This window comes from Paraglaciecola marina, assembly GCF_004360155.1.
Taxonomy (GTDB): Bacteria; Pseudomonadota; Gammaproteobacteria; order Enterobacterales; family Alteromonadaceae; genus Paraglaciecola; species Paraglaciecola marina.
Window position 1 is genome coordinate 21,839 of record NZ_SAIS01000012.1, and the last position, 18,107, is coordinate 39,945.

General features: G+C 40.3%; 14 protein-coding genes. 11 read left to right on the plus strand and 3 right to left on the minus strand.

The window, feature by feature from the left end; translation table 11 throughout:
* The first annotated feature begins 46 nt into the window (after positions 1-46).
* The 3 genes from EOK74_RS16130 (at position 47) to EOK74_RS16140 (ending at position 6,164) form a co-directional block, all read left to right on the plus strand.
* Positions 47-859 (plus strand): Spy/CpxP family protein refolding chaperone, encoded by an 813-nt coding sequence (locus EOK74_RS16130; RefSeq protein WP_133471069.1) that lies wholly within the window; start codon positions 47-49, stop codon positions 857-859.
* Positions 860-1,035: 176 nt separating this feature from the next.
* The gene (locus tag EOK74_RS16135) at positions 1,036-2,883 is read left to right on the plus strand and encodes a DUF885 domain-containing protein (RefSeq protein WP_133471071.1); all 1,848 of its coding nucleotides are present in this window, start codon (positions 1,036-1,038) and stop codon (positions 2,881-2,883) included.
* 74 nt (positions 2,884-2,957) lie between these two features.
* Entirely contained in the window at positions 2,958-6,164 is a 3,207-nt protein-coding gene (locus EOK74_RS16140) for a glycoside hydrolase family 15 protein (protein ID WP_133471073.1), read from the plus strand.
* A gap of 89 nt (positions 6,165-6,253) precedes the next feature.
* Here the strand turns inward: EOK74_RS16140 and EOK74_RS16145 are convergent, their stop codons facing one another.
* Both EOK74_RS16145 and argE read right to left on the minus strand, forming a co-directional pair.
* A complete protein-coding gene (locus EOK74_RS16145; RefSeq protein ID WP_133471074.1) occupies positions 6,254-6,664 on the minus strand; it encodes a methylglyoxal synthase in 411 nt (136 codons plus the stop codon).
* 67 nt (positions 6,665-6,731) lie between these two features.
* Entirely contained in the window at positions 6,732-7,877 is a 1,146-nt protein-coding gene (argE, locus tag EOK74_RS16150) for an acetylornithine deacetylase (protein ID WP_133471076.1), read from the minus strand.
* A gap of 333 nt (positions 7,878-8,210) precedes the next feature.
* Here argE and argC point away from each other — a divergent pair, with 333 nt between their 5' ends.
* The 8 genes from argC (at position 8,211) to EOK74_RS16190 (ending at position 17,398) form a co-directional block, all read left to right on the plus strand.
* On the plus strand, positions 8,211-9,227 hold the full coding sequence (gene argC / locus EOK74_RS16155; protein WP_133471078.1) for an N-acetyl-gamma-glutamyl-phosphate reductase: 1,017 nt from the start codon (positions 8,211-8,213) through the stop codon (positions 9,225-9,227).
* 2 nt (positions 9,228-9,229) lie between these two features.
* The gene (gene argB, locus EOK74_RS16160; RefSeq protein WP_133471080.1) at positions 9,230-10,024 is read left to right on the plus strand and encodes an acetylglutamate kinase; all 795 of its coding nucleotides are present in this window, start codon (positions 9,230-9,232) and stop codon (positions 10,022-10,024) included.
* Positions 10,025-10,051: 27 nt separating this feature from the next.
* Positions 10,052-10,981, plus strand: coding sequence for an ornithine carbamoyltransferase (locus EOK74_RS16165; protein WP_133471081.1), 930 nt, complete (start codon positions 10,052-10,054; stop codon positions 10,979-10,981).
* Between the two features lie 134 nt (positions 10,982-11,115).
* Complete coding sequence (locus tag EOK74_RS16170; RefSeq protein ID WP_133471083.1) at positions 11,116-12,363, plus strand: argininosuccinate synthase; 1,248 nt, start codon at positions 11,116-11,118, stop codon at positions 12,361-12,363.
* Positions 12,363-13,736 carry an argininosuccinate lyase gene (gene argH / locus EOK74_RS16175; protein ID WP_133471085.1) on the plus strand — a complete coding sequence of 458 codons (1,374 nt, stop codon included), beginning with the start codon at positions 12,363-12,365 and terminating at the stop codon, positions 13,734-13,736. The genes EOK74_RS16170 and argH overlap by 1 nt, the downstream gene beginning before the upstream one ends.
* 10 nt (positions 13,737-13,746) lie before the next feature.
* A complete protein-coding gene (gene argA, locus EOK74_RS16180) occupies positions 13,747-15,057 on the plus strand; it encodes an amino-acid N-acetyltransferase (protein ID WP_133471086.1) in 1,311 nt (436 codons plus the stop codon).
* 24 nt (positions 15,058-15,081) lie between these two features.
* Entirely contained in the window at positions 15,082-15,744 is a 663-nt protein-coding gene (locus tag EOK74_RS16185; protein ID WP_133471088.1) for a peptidylprolyl isomerase, read from the plus strand.
* A gap of 322 nt (positions 15,745-16,066) precedes the next feature.
* Positions 16,067-17,398 (plus strand): MATE family efflux transporter, encoded by a 1,332-nt coding sequence (locus tag EOK74_RS16190; protein WP_239024139.1) that lies wholly within the window; start codon positions 16,067-16,069, stop codon positions 17,396-17,398.
* Between the two features lie 66 nt (positions 17,399-17,464).
* Here the strand turns inward: EOK74_RS16190 and EOK74_RS16195 are convergent, their stop codons facing one another.
* Positions 17,465-18,106 carry a bifunctional 4-hydroxy-2-oxoglutarate aldolase/2-dehydro-3-deoxy-phosphogluconate aldolase gene (locus EOK74_RS16195; RefSeq protein ID WP_133471090.1) on the minus strand — a complete coding sequence of 214 codons (642 nt, stop codon included), beginning with the start codon at positions 18,104-18,106 and terminating at the stop codon, positions 17,465-17,467.
* Position 18,107 lies beyond the last annotated feature (1 nt).

An 18,107-nucleotide genomic window follows, 5' to 3' on the forward strand; every position in this document is an offset into this window, starting at 1 on the left:
ACAATAACCTCACTGAAATTAATCAGCCGCAAAAAAGGATATACCTATGTTAAAGCTTAAAACTTTATTAACCCCAATAGCTCTTTCTCTTGCATTGGTAGTAGCCGTTCCAGCCATAGCAAAAAAAGATCGTGATCATAACCGTGATGGTATGCGCCAAATATTGTCGCAACTTTCTCTAACAGATGTTCAAAAGCAAGATATTAAAGAAATCATGAAGCAAAGCCGTCAAGATGGTCGCGTATTTAAAGAAGATAGCTCAACCTTCAGGTCTGATATCCAAACATTAGTACAATCCAATGAATGGGATCAGACTGCCATTGAAACAGCCTTAGCGCAAAGTCAATCAGTACTAACTGATAAAATGTTGCAACGAGCCACTCAAAAAAATCTAGTGTGGAATACTCTGACAGCAGAGCAACAAACTAAATTTACAAGTCTGGTTGCTGAGAAAAAAGCAAACCTTGAATCCAAAGACTCAAACAAAAAAGGTAAACATAGACGTAAAGGCGGAATGTTTAAAAAGCTTGGGTTAAGCGATGAGCAAAAAGCTGAAATTAAAACAATTCGTGAACAAGCAAAAGAAGCAGATACTGATGTCAAAGCCAAACTCAGAGAGTTTAAAGAAGCTGAGCGCGCTTTAATTGCTAGCAGCGATTTTAGCTCTGAAGCTTGGCTAGCCCTAAGCGCTAAATATCAATCTGAATTTGTTGCCATGTCGGTTTCAAAAGCTCAAGTTCGTCATGATATGTGGAATATACTAACTGCAGAGCAGCAACAAAAAGTCACAGAGAAAATGGAAAAAATGCAAGACCGTGAAAAGCGTGGCAAAAGACATAAAAAGCAACAAACTGTTTAAATATTTCTCGTAACTTAAACGTTATAAATACAGAGTGTAAATAGACTGTAAATAAAGCGCCAATTGGCGCTTTTTCCATGCAATTCTTAATGTCAGTACATTTCATTCAACCGGCTTTTGTTTTATGCTCCAAGGATATTAATTTCAGATATATCTCTTACTGGGCACCCAACCAAATGATTAAAAAAACACTGAGCATTATCATTTTGCTTCTGATAACTTCATGTGAACAACCAGCACCAGAAAATGCTGAAGTAGCACAAGTAAAAATGACAGAAAGTGAAAGACTTAATCAATGGTTTGACGAAAAATACCAAGAAAGCATTCTTAGGTCACCTATCACTTTGACTAGGCTAGGAAGAAAGGAAAGATATGATGAGTTTGATGATTTTAGCGAAGCAGCAGAAGACATACAGCTAGAGTGGCAAGCTCAAACCGTTACTGATCTTAAAAACAACTTTAATTATAATGCCCTAACCGAAGACGCTAAAATTTCATATGACATTTGGATTTATCAATATGAAGCAGCTAAAGCGTTAATACCATTTCGCCGCAACAAATATGTGTTTACACAAATGATGGGCAACCATACCAGCCTTCCTAACTTTCTAATTAATTTCCACAGAGTAGAAGACCCAACCGATATGTATGCCTATATAAAACGTATCGGTGGCCTATCGACTGCTATTGAGCAATTATTAGAGCGCGCCAAATTGCACGCTAGTGAAGGGGTTCGCCCACCATACTTTGCCTATGAAGGTGTAATTGAGCAATCTAGTAACTTGTTAATAGGTCAACCTTTTGAAACTTCAAAAGTTGATTCCCCGATACTCAAAGATGCCCTTAATAAAATAAAAGGCTTAGTTGAAAACAATAAAATATCAGTGGAACAAGCCGAATCATTAGAAACAGATGTAGTAACTGCCCTAAAAACACAATTCCAACCAGTGTATGAAAATCTGATTACTTGGTTTGAAGAAGATATGAGCTATGTATCTAAAGAAGCCACAGGTGCAGGGACACTCCCTAACGGAAAAGCGTTTTACAATGCCATGTTATTAAGCTCAACCACTACAGATCTTAAAGCAGATGAAATCCATAAGATTGGTTTAAATGAAGTCGATAGAATATTAGGTTTGATGGAAGAAATAAAACACACGGTTGAATTTGAAGGTAGCCTTCAAGAATTTTTTAGCTACATCAAAAGTGACGTCAACAATCAACAGTTTTACTACCCAAATACTGATGAAGGTCGTCAAGGTTACTTAGACGACTCCACAGCTTACCTTGACTACATCCATAGTAAACTTCCCGAGTACTTTGGTTTGTTACCGAAAGCAGATTTAGTAGTGAAAAGAGTTGAAGCTTTTAGAGAGCAAGATGGGGCACCACAACATTACAACCCAGGTACACCCGATGGTTCACGTGATGGTGTATATTATGCTCACCTCTCAGACATGACAGCTATGCCCAAGAACGAAATGGAGGCCATTGCTTATCACGAAGGGAATCCTGGCCATCATATGCAAATTTCTATAGCACAAGAACTAGAGGGGGTACCAGAATTTCGTACCCAAGCTTTTTTTATTGCCTATATTGAAGGGTGGGCCTTGTACTCTGAATTATTAGCCAAAGAAATGGGCGCTTACAACTCACCTTATACTGACTTTGGACGCTTAGTAACTGAAATGTGGCGAGCTATTCGCTTAGTGGTTGATACTGGTATTCACTCTAAGGGCTGGACAGAACAACAAGCTATTGATTACTTTAAACAAAACTCCCCAATATCAGAGGCCGCGATTTCAGCGGAAGTAAGACGCTATTTTGCTTGGCCAAGCCAAGCTACAGGTTATAAAGTAGGCATGTTAAAAATTATCGAGCTGAGAGAAAAAGCAGAGCTAGCTTTAGGTGAGCAATTTGATATAAAAGAATTTCACGATACAGTTTTAGGTGAAGGCTCAGTACCTTTGAGCGTTCTAGAACGCATGGTAGACAACTGGATAGCAACAGTGAAAGTAAAATAAGCACCGCGAAGAATGTATAGGTAGTAAACCTAAAAATTATATCGGCTTAATAATAAGGGCCATCAGGAGACTTTATGGAAGACATTCAACTGCGAATCAAACTTGATAAATATTACGATCAAGTAAAGTCCGTGATACTCGATAAACAACATCCTATTTCTGGATTACTCCCCGCCAGTACGGCCGTTACTGTCCATGGCAATTACCAAGATGCGTGGGTTCGTGACAACGTTTACAGTATTTTAGCCGTTTGGGGATTAGCTCTTGCTTATCGTAACCTAGATAACGATAACGGTAGGGGCTTTGAGTTACAGCAACGTACAGTAAAACTTATGCGAGCTTTATTGCGCTCTATGATGGCCCAATCATCTAAAATAGAAAAATTTAAGAAAACACGAGCACCTATTGATTCTCTGCACGCTAAGTATGACACTGCGACCGGAGAGCCAGTAGTAGGAGATGGCGAATGGGGCCATTTGCAAATTGATGCAACTTCTGTGTTTTTACTGACCATGACACAAATGATCGCATCTGGCCTAGATGTAATTTGGACAGAAGAAGAAGTTAACTTCATACAAAACTTAGTTTATTACATTGAGCGTGCTTATCGCACACCAGATTTTGGTATTTGGGAACGAGGAGCTAAAACCAATAGCGGCAACGTAGAACTCAATGCAAGTTCTCTTGGTATGGCAAAAGCTGCCTTAGAATCACTATCAGGTTTCAATTTATTTGGCACTAAGGGCTCACAATCAAGTGTTATTCACGTAGTGCCAGATAACATTGCACAATCTAATATTACCTTAACAGCAATGTTACCTAGAGAGTCCAATACCAAAGAAACCGATGCAGCTTTACTAAGCATTATCGGTTATCCAGCATTTGCAGTTAAAGACAAAATACTATCTAAAAAAGTTCGCAACGATATTATTAATAAGCTTGAAGGTAATTATGGGCTGAAGCGGTTTTTGCGGGATGGTCACCAAACTGCAATTGAAGACGAAGGGCGACTACATTACGAAGAACAAGAATTAAAACAGTTTGAGCATATAGAGTCTGAATGGCCATTGTTTTATACCTATCTTTACTTAGACGCTATTTTCCGTGATGACAAAGAGCAAATAGCTCATTACCGAGAAAGGCTCAACACAGTTTTAGTTGAACAAGATGGTCAGCAGTTATTACCGGAACTTTATTTTGTTCCAGAAGACCATATTGAACAAGAGCGAGAAAATCCAGGCTCTCAGCTTAGAGAGCCAAACGACAACGTGCCTTTAGTCTGGGCGCAAAGTCTATACCTGTTAGGTTCAATGCTAGAAGATGATTTATTGCGCCCAGGCGATTTAGACCCACTAGGTAGACGACACTTGAAAACACCAAAGAAGCCAGTAGTGCAGATAGTGTTTTTAGCTGAAGATCGTGTTTTGCAGGAAGAATTAGAAACCTTTGGTGTCAGTACGCAAACGCTAGAAGAAATTTCACCAGTAAAAGTTTACCTCCCAGAAGATATCACCAAAGTACACGGGCAAATTGGATTATGCCCTTCTCTTGGCTTAACAGGGCGTAGTGCTAGGGGATTAAAAAGCCTAACCACCAGCCGAGTTTACATGATGGGTAAACAACAAGCAGTGTGTCTAACCCCTTCATTTTTGCAACAAGAATACTTTTTAAGTTACGACATAGACTTTTTAGTGGGTCACTTTAAATCAGAGTTAAGCTATTTGCATAGAAACTGGACAGAATTGGGCCGTCCCACTGTCACTGTATTATTGACCCATAACTTGTTAGAGACAGACCGTACGGCGTTTTACGCATTAGTAAAACAAATTGATAGTGGTATGGTTGATGGTATACCTGTGCGTCACGAGCATATGGCACAATTACTCAACACTGCAAAGGTAGAGCATGTGGAACATTTACATGATCTAAATTTACCTAAAGAGCCTTTAGCTGAGCTTCTTCATAAGCCTTGCATGCTGCCTTTAGATGGTAAGCATCATACACTTGCACCTAATGAGGAATTGCAAATAGCGTTGGACAACGATGTCTCATCGCTTGTGGACCAGTTATCCCATGCCAATAATCTGTTTCTCCAAATTGCACTATTAACCCAATTAATCTCAATACAATCCCTAGAGTCTTGTATTGAGTTAGATGGTCAAAACCGTAAATTGTATGATCTAATTGAAGAAGTTCACGCCCATGCTGGTCGTTTAAGACTGTGGTCAGTACTACGTCAAGCAGCTGGATTACAAGGAAAAATTATAGGTGACATTGACTTAGCAGTAGGTGATTTATTAGTCGCTCAAAAGTTCATACAGGTTGGGCGCTCATATCATGACGATTCACTTATCACTCGCCCATTGAGCGATGATGAATTATTACAACGTATTAGGCGATATTGCCGAGAAGATGTTCGCGATCAAATTTTAACCCAAGAAGTTTTACTCTACCTTGGATTGTTGATTAAAGCTCGCCCAGAGTTATTCAGTGAGTTATTAACTATTCGTGCTAGCCAGTTAATTATTTTACTTACCAGTCAAATTGTACGAACGGAAAAAAGCACTGCAGACCAAGCTTATGAAGTATTAATGGGGCTGTCACCTTGTGATATTCAATCACGATTAGAAGCCGTTTTAGAAGACTTCCAAACCTTGGCAGATTTACCACAACAAATGGAAGCATTACACGCACAGGGTAATACTCAAACCCTAAACTGGCAGCAAAATCTTGGTTTAGACAAGTTAGCAATCCCTGAAGAAGGCTGGCTAGCGTGGCGACAACATCAAGGTATTATTGATAGACGCTCTAATCAATTTTTAGCAAAAATATGGAAGATATTGCACCATACCAGCGGTTTAGTCATAGGTAATAAGCTAGATAAGCGTAATCGGCTCAGTAGTAGTTTAGTGTTAAGTGATATGACTGAAGGCGAACAAGCATTTGCTTTACTAATAGAGCATATGTTTAACAATATTCAGGCTGCTGAATATCGACAACTCACCATAGAAACCTTAGAAGCTTTGGCTAGCTTTTTTGAACAAAATCCAAGTTTGAAGATAGACGAAGCAATAGTAATTGATGTCACTATTGGTCATGCTGTAAATTTAGCACATATTGATGAATACCCAGACCATCAAGCGAATTACGATGAACATAAAATACAGGCTTGGGAGCAGTTTTATGCGCAATCACCAGCCCATAGTACAAGTTTCATTATTTCAGCTCTGAATCACTTACTTACCGTTCGTTCGAATGAAGAGCCCACTGTAAGTGCTTAGAAGTCAACTAAAACAAATCTGACTTTTAAGTCAGATTTGTTTTTGCAATACTCCCATTTGAGAAATATATATTTGTCTCATGCACTAGTCTATAAATCAGGAATATCTCTGTGATAGCTAGCGCCTTCAATAAAGAAAGGAGACGTAATTAACATATCAGCTGTCGCCATATTACAGGCAACGGGTAAATTCCAAACAGAACATAGTCGCAACAAAGCTTTTACGTCAGGATCATGTGGAGCAGGATTAAGAGGATCCCAGAAAAAGATTAAACAATCTAATTTTTTCTCCGCGATTAATGCACCAATTTGCTGATCACCGCCCAACGGACCACTTTTAAAGCAATGTACATCTAGAGCTAACTCTTTTTGCAATATGCCCCCTGTCGTGCCGGTGGCAACCAATTTATGTTTACTTAATTCATTTTTATGAGCCAATGACCATTTAACCAAATCTGGTTTTTTGTGATCGTGGGCAACCAAAGCAATGGTTTTCTGCATGGATAACTTAACCTTATGTTTACAATTTAAAACAGAGTAACAAGATAAAAGTGTTAAACCTACTATTTTAGAAACACACTTTGCTGATCATTTGCTGCAATATGTTTACAGTAGGATTTACATAATCTAATGACATAAATTCATCGGGCTGATGGGCTTGTTCAATACTGCCAGGCCCTAGCACTATAGTGTCGCACCCTAATTGGTCAATAAACGGTGCTTCTGTGGCATAGTTAGCACTTTGAAATTTTTTACCCGTTAATTGTTCCGCTATCGCCAAAATATTTTGCTCATCCCGACAGGAAAAAGCGGGCGCAGTAGGATACATCAATTCTAAGTTCAAACGATTTGGATATTTAGCGAATACTGGAGCCAGAGCTTCATCTATTAGCGCCAGAGCGTGCTCATCAGACAATTCAGGTACAGCCCTCATATCAAAATTGAGCTTACAATGGCCACAAATACGATTTTCGCCATCGCCGCCATGGATATGCCCTAAGTTCATAGTCACATGGGGAACTGAAAACGCATCATCATGAAATTTAGTGCGAAGCTTGGTTTGTAAATCCATTAATTGCCCAATTGCTTGGTACATTATTTCAATCGCATTTACACCTTTATCAGGGTCACTAGAGTGGCCAGCTTTACCTGTAATATTCAGGCTTTGGGCGATATGGCCTTTGTGCTTATATATTGGAACCAACTCAGTGGGCTCACCAATAATAGCCATATCAGGCTTTATTAGTTGCTGTTGTGCAAAGAATCTAGCCCCAGCCATAGAGGTTTCTTCATCCGCTGTCGCCAAAATATATAATGGTTTTTTGAGTTTATGCAGAGGGACTGTTTTTATCGCTTCTAAAATAAAGGCAAAAAAACCTTTCATATCACAGGTCCCTAAGCCGAAAATTTTGTTATCTTTTTGCTTTAATACAAAAGGATCAGATCGCCACTGGTGCTCATCAAAAGGCACAGTATCTGAATGCCCAGATAACAACAAGCCACCTTCACCCGAGCCAATTTTAGCTAACATATTATACTTATTGCGGCTATCAGGCACTTTTTGAATAGTTATATGAAACCCTGCAGCCTCAAACCAGCCTGATAACAACTCAATTAATTGCTTATTCGACTGATCAGCACCGTGCTCGAAAGCACTGATAGAAGGGGTCGCTATGATAGATTTATAATGTTCTATAAAAGATAAATTTGGCATAACCGACCCATTATATATTTATTCACTTTATTTGCATAACTATACAAAACATGACATCCTACAGTGATTGTAAAAAGGTATTAGCTGGTGATTAAACGTCACTCTAATCTGTACTTTAACTTATTTTGGTTACTTAACGAATATGCACATGATTATTTCTAGCTCCACTTCCCTGCCTAGCTTCGCCAATATTTTGTTTCGACGATAGTTGAAATTGTGGCGTGTAGCCCACTCTTTGCCTTAAAATAGCTTTTTTGGCAAAGAGTGCTTTTTCTTCCCCCTTTATTTTAAGTAAGCACACAACTCACTATTGAGTTTATAGAGAATTTTTTCATGATCAAAACATGTATTATTGGAGCCAGTGGATACACTGGCGCTGAGCTAGCAGCTATTGTCAATCAGCATCCTAATTTTGAACTATCCGAATTGTTTGTTTCAAGTAACAGCGCAGATGCCGGCAAATCACTTGGGGATATTCACCCAAAGTTTTTTGATAAAATCAACCTAAGCCTACAACCTATTGATGAAAGCAAATTATCGGATCTAGCAGCTGAATTCGATTTGATATTTTTAGCCACTCCCCATGAAGCCAGTCATAAATGGATGGCAGAATTAACGGGTAAAAAAGCTGTAATCATGGATCTATCTGGCGCATTCAGAATTAAAGATAAACAAGTTTTCGCAGATTACTATGGATTCGAGCATACAGCAGCAGACTTACTAACCCAGGCAGTTTACGGCCTAGCCGACTGGCACCAAGATCAAATAAGTATCGCAAATTTAGTCGCTGTGCCAGGTTGTTACCCCACAGCTTCTTTAACCGCACTTAAACCATTACAGCAACAGCAGCTGATTGACCCAGCACATTTACCCATAATTAATGCTACATCGGGTGTATCTGGTGCCGGCCGTAAAGCATCATTAACGAGCAGTTTCACCGAAGTCAGCCTGCAAGCTTATGGTGTACTTGGCCATAGACATCAACCTGAAATTGCTGATTATCTGGGTGCTCCTGTTATTTTCACACCTCACTTGGGCAATTTTAAGCGAGGAATATTGGCAACTATATGTGTGAAAACACCAGCGGGAACTACCCAGACTCAAATAGATGCAGCTTACCAAACGGCTTATAGAAATAGCTCAATTGTGCGGCTTAGAAATAGCTGGCCAAAAATCGATGATGTCACCCACACCCCATATTGTGACTTATTCTGGAAATTAGACGAAAAGACCGGCTACCTAATAGTGAGCAGTGCAATAGACAACCTATTAAAAGGTGCTGCATCTCAAGCTATGCAATGTGCCAATTTACGTTTTGGCTTTGAATCTCACATTGGATTGGTAAATTAACTATGACAACAAAACAAAGCTTAGTGATTAAAGTGGGAGGGGCATTTATGCAAGCCCCTGAAGTAGCCATTCAGTTACTTAATACGATAGCCAAACTGCAAGATCAATATCAAGTGGTGCTTGTACATGGCGGCGGCACTATGGTTGAGGAGCTATTACTTGCTCTCAATCTACCCAGTCAGAAAATAGATGGCTTACGAGTCACTCCCAAAGAGCATATGCCCTTCATTACAGGCGCTCTGGCTGGTACTGCTAATAAACAACTTTGCGGATTAGCCATCAGAGCAGGCATAATCCCTGTAGGTTTAAGCTTAGCTGATGGCAACATGTGTACTACAACAGTATTACGAGAAGACTTGGGCTCTGTGGGCTCTGTAGTGGCAGCTGAAAATACATTACTTGATGCGTTAGCCACAACTGATATGTTGCCCATCATTAGTTCGATTGGAGCAGACTCATCTGGTAATTTACTTAATGTAAATGCAGACCAAGCAGCCACTGTTGTAGCACAACTACTAAACGCTCAGTTAATACTGCTATCTGATGTACCTGGAGTGCTAGACGCAGACAAAACGCTAATTGAACAATTAGATACAGAGATCATTGAGCAGCTAATTGCACAAAATGTTATTCGTGATGGCATGATTGTTAAAGTACAAGCGGCGCTGACCGCTGCAACCAGTTTAGGCCGTAGCGTTACCATTGCGAGCTGGAAAAACTCAGAAAAACTGCTTGGACTGTTGCAACAACAAGCAATTGGAAGCAAAATCACGCCCTCAATAATTACAGCACATTAAATACGTAGAAATAGACAAGGTATGATCATGAAAAAAGATCTTCTCTCATTTAAAGATTGGAGCGCAGAGCAACTAACCGAGTTGCTTACATTAGCGAAAACCATAAAAAGTAACCCTAAGGCATATCGTACTGCATTAGACGGATTGTCTGTAGTGGCTTTATTTGAGAAACCTTCACTGCGAACACGAGTAAGCTTTGATATTGGCATCAATAAACTAGGTGGACATTTAGTTTACTTAGACAGCCAATCAAATAAATTAGCAGGCCGTGAAGATGTGAAAGACATGGGAGCTAATTTAGCTTGCTGGGCAGACGCCATAGTTGCTCGAGTATTTGCTCATAGCACATTAGAAGAACTAGCCGAATCAGCAAAAGTACCAGTTATTAATGCTTTATGCGACATGTACCATCCTTGTCAGGCTGTCGCTGACTACCTAACGATTAGTGAGCATTACGAAGACATTAGCAAAGTAAAACTTGCTTATATAGGTGATGGTAACAACGTTACTCATTCACTTATGCTTGTTGGCGTAGCCCTAGGTTGTGAAGTAATCGTGATCACACCTAAAGGGTATGAGGTCGACTCTGACATTATCGCCCTAACAGAAAAGCGCGCAGCTGAGTTTGGTGGTAAATTAACTCTTAGCACAAACATTGATGCAGCCATTGGCGCTCAAGTATTGTATACCGACACTTGGTTATCTATGGGTGATGACACCCCTCTTGCAGATATAAAGGATACCTTTGCTGGCTATGAACTAAATGAAGCCTTGATGGAAAAAACAGGTGCTGATTATGTTTTACATTGTCAACCGGCGCACCGGGACTTAGAAATTAGCGGCAGCTTAATTGACGGTAAGCAGTCTCTCTTATTTCAACAGGCAGAAAACCGTATGCATGGTCAAAATGCAATTTTAGTTGAACTATTAGCTAAAGGTTTCGAACCAAAAATTTAAACTAGCCTCTATCGGTAGTAAGTAATAAATAAAGATAACCTTGGATCAACTAGATTGACCCAATTCATTAAAACAAATTAAACGCAGCTTAGCTGCTAGCTCAAAAGCTATAGCTGATAATTACAGGATACATCATGGCAATTGCAAAAAATAAACCAATCAAAAAAGTAGTACTAGCCTATTCAGGCGGATTAGATACATCAGCAATCATTCCTTGGTTAAAGGAAAATTATGACTGTGAAGTTATTGCCTTTGCAGCTGATGTTGGTCAAGGCGAAGAAGAGCTTATCGGCTTGCACGAAAAAGCTATCGCAACAGGTGCTAGTGAATGCTATATAGTTGATCTAAAAGAAGAGTTTGTATCTGATTATATCTATCCAACCATTACAACTGGTGCAGTTTACGAAGGTGAGTACCTATTAGGTACGTCTATGGCCCGCCCAATTATTGCTAAAGCTCAGGTAGAAATTGCCCGTAAAGTTGGCGCTGATGCATTATGTCATGGTTGTACAGGTAAAGGTAATGACCAAGTACGTTTTGAAGGTACCTTTGCAGCACTTGCTCCAGAGTTAACAGTTATCGCTCCTTGGCGTGAATGGAACATGGTATCTCGTGAAGATTTACTAGATTACCTAGCAGAGCGTAACATTCCTTGCTCAGCATCACTCACCAAAATCTATAGCCGCGACGCAAACGCTTGGCATATATCTCACGAAGGGGGCGAACTAGAAGATCCTTGGTGTGAGCCAACTAAAGGGATCTGGACTATGACAGTTGATCCAGAAGATGCGCCAGATGAAGCAGTACGTGTTCACCTTACTTTCGACCATGGTAAATTGACAAAAGTTAATGACGAAGAATTAACTCCTTACGGTGTGTTAATGAAACTGAACGAAATCGCCGCTGCACATGGTGTAGGTCGTATTGATATCGTTGAAAACCGATTAGTGGGTATGAAGTCTCGCGGTTGTTATGAAACCCCAGGCGGCACAGTCATGATGGCGGCGTACAAAGCGCTAGAGTGTTTAGTACTAGACAAATCATCACTTAAATACCGTGAGCAGATTGGCTTAGAATATTCACACGTAATGTATGACGGCCGTTGGTTTACAGCCCTAAACGATGCATTGTTAGCAGGCGCAGCAAGCTTTGCTCAAAAAGTAACCGGCGAAATAGTTGTTAAACTGTATAAAGGCCAAGCAACAGTTGTTCAAAGAAAATCACCTAACAGCTTGTATTCAGAAGACTTCGCCACATTTGGTGCTGACGATGTTTACGACCAAAGCCATGCCGAAGGGTTTATCCGCTTATTCAGCTTGTCTAGTCGTATAGATGCGATGAATAAAAAAGGTATCGCTTTCAAAAACACAGGTATCGAATAATGAGTTTGTGGGGCGGACGTTTTCAAGATGGCAGTAGTGCTATGTTTAGAAGGGTTAATGACTCATTACCCTTTGATCGCGCGTTAGCAAGCCAAGATATTAGGGGGTCAATCGCTTGGTCAAAAGCCATCTGCAAAGCAGGTGTATTAACCCAAGACGAGCAACAACAACTCGAAAGTGCCTTACAAGCTTTGTTAGTTAAAGCAGAAGATGGCACTCTAGATTTTGATGCTAGCAGTGAAGAAGATATTCACAGCTTTGTTGAAGCTACCTTAATTGAACAGCTTGGCGATATTGCCCGTAAATTACATACTGGCCGTAGCCGAAATGACCAAGTAGCCACAGACTTTAAATTGTGGACACGTGAACACGTTGACCTACTCATAGCTGATTTAGAGCACGTTAAAGCGTCTTTGGTTGGCACTGCTAGTAATAATAAAACGGTTATTTTGCCAGGCTATACTCACTTGCAACGTGCGCAGCCAGTACGCTACCCCCACTGGTGCTTAGCTTACGTAGAAATGTTTAAGCGAGATATTAGCCGTTTAGTTGATTTGAAAGCCCGTATGAATCAATCTCCATTGGGTTGCGGTGCTTTGGCTGGAACTACCTACCCAATTGATCGCCAAGAGATTGCAAACGAGCTGGGGTTTGATAGCCCATGTTTGAATAGTTTAGACGCAGTATCAGACCGTGACTTTGTGCTAGAGTTACTTTTTGCAGCAAGTACCAGCATGATGCATATGTCTCGCATGGCTGAAGATTTAATATTCTTCAACTCAGGTGAAGCTGGCTTTATTACCTTAGGTGATGAAGTAACATCTGGCTCTTCTTTAATGCCTCAAAAGAAAAACCCTGATGCCTTAGAGCTGATGCGTGGTAAATGCGGCCGAGTTTTTGGCAGCTTACAAGGCATGCTAGTCACTATGAAAGGTCTACCTTTGGCATACAATAAAGATATGCAAGAAGACAAAGAAGGCCTATTAGATGCTGTCACTCAATGGCATATTTGCTTATGCATTGCCTGTGAGGTTATCGATAGCATTAAATTAGATTCTGAGCGTTGTGCTAAGGCAGCCCGTGAAGGGTATGCAAACGCAACTGAGCTTGCAGACTACCTTGTAGCAAAAGGAATTCCATTTAGAACTGCCCACGATATTTCTGGTCAAGTTGTACTGGCAGCCCTAGAGCAGAAAAAAGCCATTGAAGAGCTTAGTCTTGAAGAGCTTAAGAAGTACTCTGATTTAATTGAAGATGATGTCTACGAAATTCTACAATTAGAATATTTAGTAGACAAACGTAGTATCTTAGGTGGAACAGGCATAAAGCCTGTCTCTGCAGCCTTAGATGCTGAATTAGCCAAAAGTAGCTAAGGACTCAATAGTGGTTGTATCTCATATCGATAGCGTAAAAATCATTCGCAACTCAGCGCCATACATCAATGCTCATAGGGGTAAAACCTTTGTGCTGATGTTTGGTGGTGAGGCCATCGAAGAGGAAAACTTTGCCAATATTATTCACGATATCGCGCTATTAAATAGCCTAGGTGTAAGACTAGTATTAGTGCATGGTGCACGACCACAAATTGATGAACGCGCGTTACTCAGAGGTTTAACCCCTCGTTTTCATCAAGACGTGCGTATTACTAACAAACAAACCCTAGAATGCGTAAAAGACGCGGCAGGATCGGTAAGATCTCAGGTCGAAGCTTTACTTACTATGGGGTTAGCCAACTCCCCAATGCATGGCTCACAAATAAGAGTGTGCTCTGGAAACTTAGTAGTCGCTATGCCAATAGGCGTGCAAGATGGTGTGGACTACGAGAATACCGGCCTAGTGCGCCGTATTGATGTAGACGGTATAAACGATCACCTTAATGACGGCTCTATTGTTTTGTTACCTCCCATGGGCTATTCGGCGACAGGTGAAGTATTTAACCTTTCACACAAAGATGTTGCCACCAATGCTGCAATTGCGTTGAATGCTGACAAGCTAATCTTATTTAGAGAACAAGATGGCTTGATATCTGAAGATGGAAGACTACTTAGAAGCATAGAATTAGATCAAATCAATGAAATGCTCACCCAGCCTTTTTACGCACCTGAAAAGCAGTTATTTCGAGCCATAATCTCAAGCCTAGAAGCGGGTATTAGCCGCTGTCACTGTGTGAGTTACCGCCAAGATGGTGCTCTATTACAAGAACTGTTTACTCGAGACGGCGCGGGCTCATTAATATCGCAACGTTCTTACGAACAGTTAAGGCACGCAAATGTTGAGGATGTGGCTGGTATTTTAACGCTAATTAAACCTTTAGAAGAAAAAGGTATTTTAGTCACGCGCTCAAGAGAAAGATTAGAGCAAGAAATAGAGCAATTTATGTTGCTTGAAAGAGATGGTATGACCATAGCTTGCGCTGCACTTTACCCCTATACAGAAGATGAAATGGGAGAGTTAGCGTGTGTCGCTACGCACCCAGATTACAGAGGAGGAAATCGTGGCGAGCGATTACTCGAAGCCATCAAGAAGCATGCACAGCAGCAAGGGCTCAGTACCATATTTGTATTAACCACTGTCACTGCACATTGGTTTCAAGAGCAAGGCTTTAAGCAAGCTAGCCTTGATGACCTTCCCGCTAAAAAGAAACAACTTTACAACTTTCAACGTAATTCAAAGGTGTTTAAACTAGATATCTAGTTAATTAAACCATAGACCTGTTACATGAAGCCTTACTTGTCGTTAAGTACACCTATTTGTATTGTAATTTTCATCACCTTATTGTTTTCAAGTTGTGACTTGTTTACTGATAAAGCCATCAAACAAGTGGATCAATTTATTGCAGAACAAGACATTGATAAAACCTCTAAAACGTGGAAAACAAACTTATCTCAACCACCAGAGTTAACCTTTACAGCAGATAAGACTTACCTTTGGAAATTAACCACTAGCCATGGTGATATCACAGTAACATTCAAACCAGACGTCGCTCCTTTGCACGTTTCTAGTACCATTTATCTTACAAAATTAGGGTTTTATGACGGTTTGTTATTTCATCGAATTATTCCTGGCTTTATGGCACAAGGAGGAGACCCTTTAGGTACTGGGAGAGGAAATCCTGGTTATAAGTATGCAGGTGAATTTAGTGATGAAGTAACCCATGCAGCAGCTGGTCAATTAAGTATGGCAAACGCAGGGCCCAACACCGATGGTAGTCAGTTTTTCCTAACCTTTGCGGCTACTCCTTGGCTAGATGGAAAACACACTATTTTTGGTGAAGTCACTGAAGGTATGGATGTATTAAAAGAGATAGAAAAGCTAGGTTCTAGAAGTGGCCGTCCTAGTGAAGAAGTATCTATTATTAAGGTAACCATAGAAGTTCAGTAACCAAGTTGAATACCATAGGCGTACTAAGCCCGCCCATAAACACTGGGGCATTTAGTACGTCTTTGGCTTGAAACTAAGTTTCTTTAAAACTTATCACCCCATCCAGCCGCCGTCACCCACCGAAATTATGACGTTTCCATAACTTGCAGCATAAGTAATGTGTAGTTACTCTAGATGGCTAAATGCTTAGGCTATAGAAATACAGTACAAACACTGCCAGAAGGATTCTGCCTAAATGCTTTTTGATCTTTGTTGCAGACTGTAGGCTTATACCAATTGCTCTTCTCTACACAATACAGTCTTAACAGTCATAGGCTTTAAATTGAACGCATCTACTACAACTTTAAGACATAGCTTTGCGATTGCGTGGCCGCTGGCGTTTAACGCATTGTTAGTTCAATCCATGTTGATGATTGACACGTTTTTAGTGGCCCCGTTAGGTGAACTACCTGTTGCAGCCATGGGAATCGCTACCACAATTATAGCGTTTGTTTTAGGTATTGAAATTGCCATTGGTAATGGCATTCAGTTATTAGTGGGCAGAGCTTTTGGCTCTAAAAGCCAAGCAGAACTCGCCGTCGCCTATTGGTCTGGCCTAGCACTTAATACACTCACCTCTTTGATATTCTTGTTATTATTAAGCGTATTTAGTAACGACTTAATTAAACTTATTACAAACAACATTGCTCTAATAGAACAAGTCGAAGCCTATATTTCTATTACAAAATACATTGTTTTACTGACCGCTTATACTCAGGTCTGTACCGCCTATTGTAATGGTACAGGAAAAACTAAAGTGCCATTAAAAGGCTTTGTGATTGAGTTACCCATCAATGCCCTACTTAGCTACCTACTAATATATGGTGGTCTAGGATATGAAGGGTTAGGTTTAGAAGGGGCCGCATGGGGAAGCCTTATTGCAATACTGTTTCGATCTCTATTTCTTTACCTCACTTTAAAGTTTGACAATGAAATAGTGTTGACTTTCCCCAAACAACGAAGCTTTTGGAAAGAGATTCAGCCACAATTTGCAGAGATATGTCCAATCGCAGCTAATTTTTTCGTGCTATCTATTGGGGCCACAGTATATCAATTACTTTTCGCGCAACTTAATTTGTATTCATTTGTAGCCATTACATTAATTTTCCCATGGCTTCGGGCTGCAACCCAATTTCCCAACTCTTGGGCCCAAGCTTCAGCCATAAGTATCAGTCAGGCATTAGGGAAAAACGATACTGCAATGTTAAAAGAGTTTATTCCGAAAAGTACCAGAATTGGGGTGCAAGTATCTGTGATAGTGGCTGCATTGTTATTAATGCTAAGTTACTTTATGCATTGGGTGTATCCAGACTTAGATGCTGAAACTCACCTAGCCTTAATACTCATTACTCCTTTATATATAGCAATTCCTATTTTACGGGCCTACAACACAGTCTCAGGTAACATCCTCAGAGCTTTAGGTGACAGCGAGCTGGTATTAAAAATTCACATCATTACCCAATGGTGCCTAGCACTACCTCTTTGCGCACTGTTAATCCTTTATTTTGAGCTCTCTGTTTTCTGGGCATTTGCGATACTTCCCATAGAAGAACTGCTAAAAATGCTACCTTTTTATCACTATATACAAAATCACTTAAAAAGACTTCAGACATAAAAAAATCCGCTGGTTTTCACTAGCGGATTTTCAACTTTGCTTTATTGGCCGTTGAATAAACTAAGCTTATCTAACGCCAGCAATTGCTTCTTTTGCTAACTGAGTGATTTTATCCCACTCGCCATTTTCCATCGCGTCTTCTGGTGCTAACCAAGAGCCACCACAGCATGCTACATTCGATAAAGCTAAGTAGTCATTGTAATTACTTGGACTAATACCACCTGTTGGACAGAATGTGATTTCTGGGCAAGGTCCGCCAATCGCTTTAAGGGCTTTTACACCACCAGAAGCTTCGGCAGGGAAGAATTTAAGATGGGTATAACCAAGGTCTTTAGCCGTCATCAATTCTGAGATTGAAGAGATACCAGGAATAAGTGCGATGCTGCCTTCATTACCCGCTTTCAACAAATCTGTAGTAAGACCTGGGCTTATAGCAAACTTAGCACCGGCATCAATAACCTGCTGTAGTTGCTCACGATTAGTTACCGTACCTGCACCGATTACAGCTTCTGGAACTTCTTTAGCTATTCTAGCAATAACTTCCAATGCGGCTTCTGTTCTTAAGGTTACTTCTAAAACCTTTATACCACCTGCAATTAAAGCTTTCGCTAAAGGAACCGCATGCTCAACATTTTTAATAACTAAAACCGGCACCACTGGCCCCTGGCTGAATATTTCTTCTGATGTCATTTTCCAATTTTTTGTCATT

Coding starts and splice junctions, on each gene's coding strand:
- argE (WP_133471076.1), bottom strand. CDS start 7,877: ATGCCAAATTTATCTTTTATAGAACATTATAAATCTATCATAGCGACC.
- argC (WP_133471078.1), top strand. CDS start 8,211: ATGATCAAAACATGTATTATTGGAGCCAGTGGATACACTGGCGCTGAG.
- EOK74_RS16185 (WP_133471088.1), top strand. CDS start 15,082: ATGAAGCCTTACTTGTCGTTAAGTACACCTATTTGTATTGTAATTTTC.
- argH (WP_133471085.1), top strand. CDS start 12,363: ATGAGTTTGTGGGGCGGACGTTTTCAAGATGGCAGTAGTGCTATGTTT.
- EOK74_RS16145 (WP_133471074.1), bottom strand. CDS start 6,664: ATGCAGAAAACCATTGCTTTGGTTGCCCACGATCACAAAAAACCAGAT.
- EOK74_RS16195 (WP_133471090.1), bottom strand. CDS start 18,106: ATGACAAAAAATTGGAAAATGACATCAGAAGAAATATTCAGCCAGGGG.
- EOK74_RS16165 (WP_133471081.1), top strand. CDS start 10,052: ATGAAAAAAGATCTTCTCTCATTTAAAGATTGGAGCGCAGAGCAACTA.
- EOK74_RS16140 (WP_133471073.1), top strand. CDS start 2,958: ATGGAAGACATTCAACTGCGAATCAAACTTGATAAATATTACGATCAA.
- EOK74_RS16135 (WP_133471071.1), top strand. CDS start 1,036: ATGATTAAAAAAACACTGAGCATTATCATTTTGCTTCTGATAACTTCA.
- EOK74_RS16130 (WP_133471069.1), top strand. CDS start 47: ATGTTAAAGCTTAAAACTTTATTAACCCCAATAGCTCTTTCTCTTGCA.
- EOK74_RS16170 (WP_133471083.1), top strand. CDS start 11,116: ATGGCAATTGCAAAAAATAAACCAATCAAAAAAGTAGTACTAGCCTAT.
- argB (WP_133471080.1), top strand. CDS start 9,230: ATGACAACAAAACAAAGCTTAGTGATTAAAGTGGGAGGGGCATTTATG.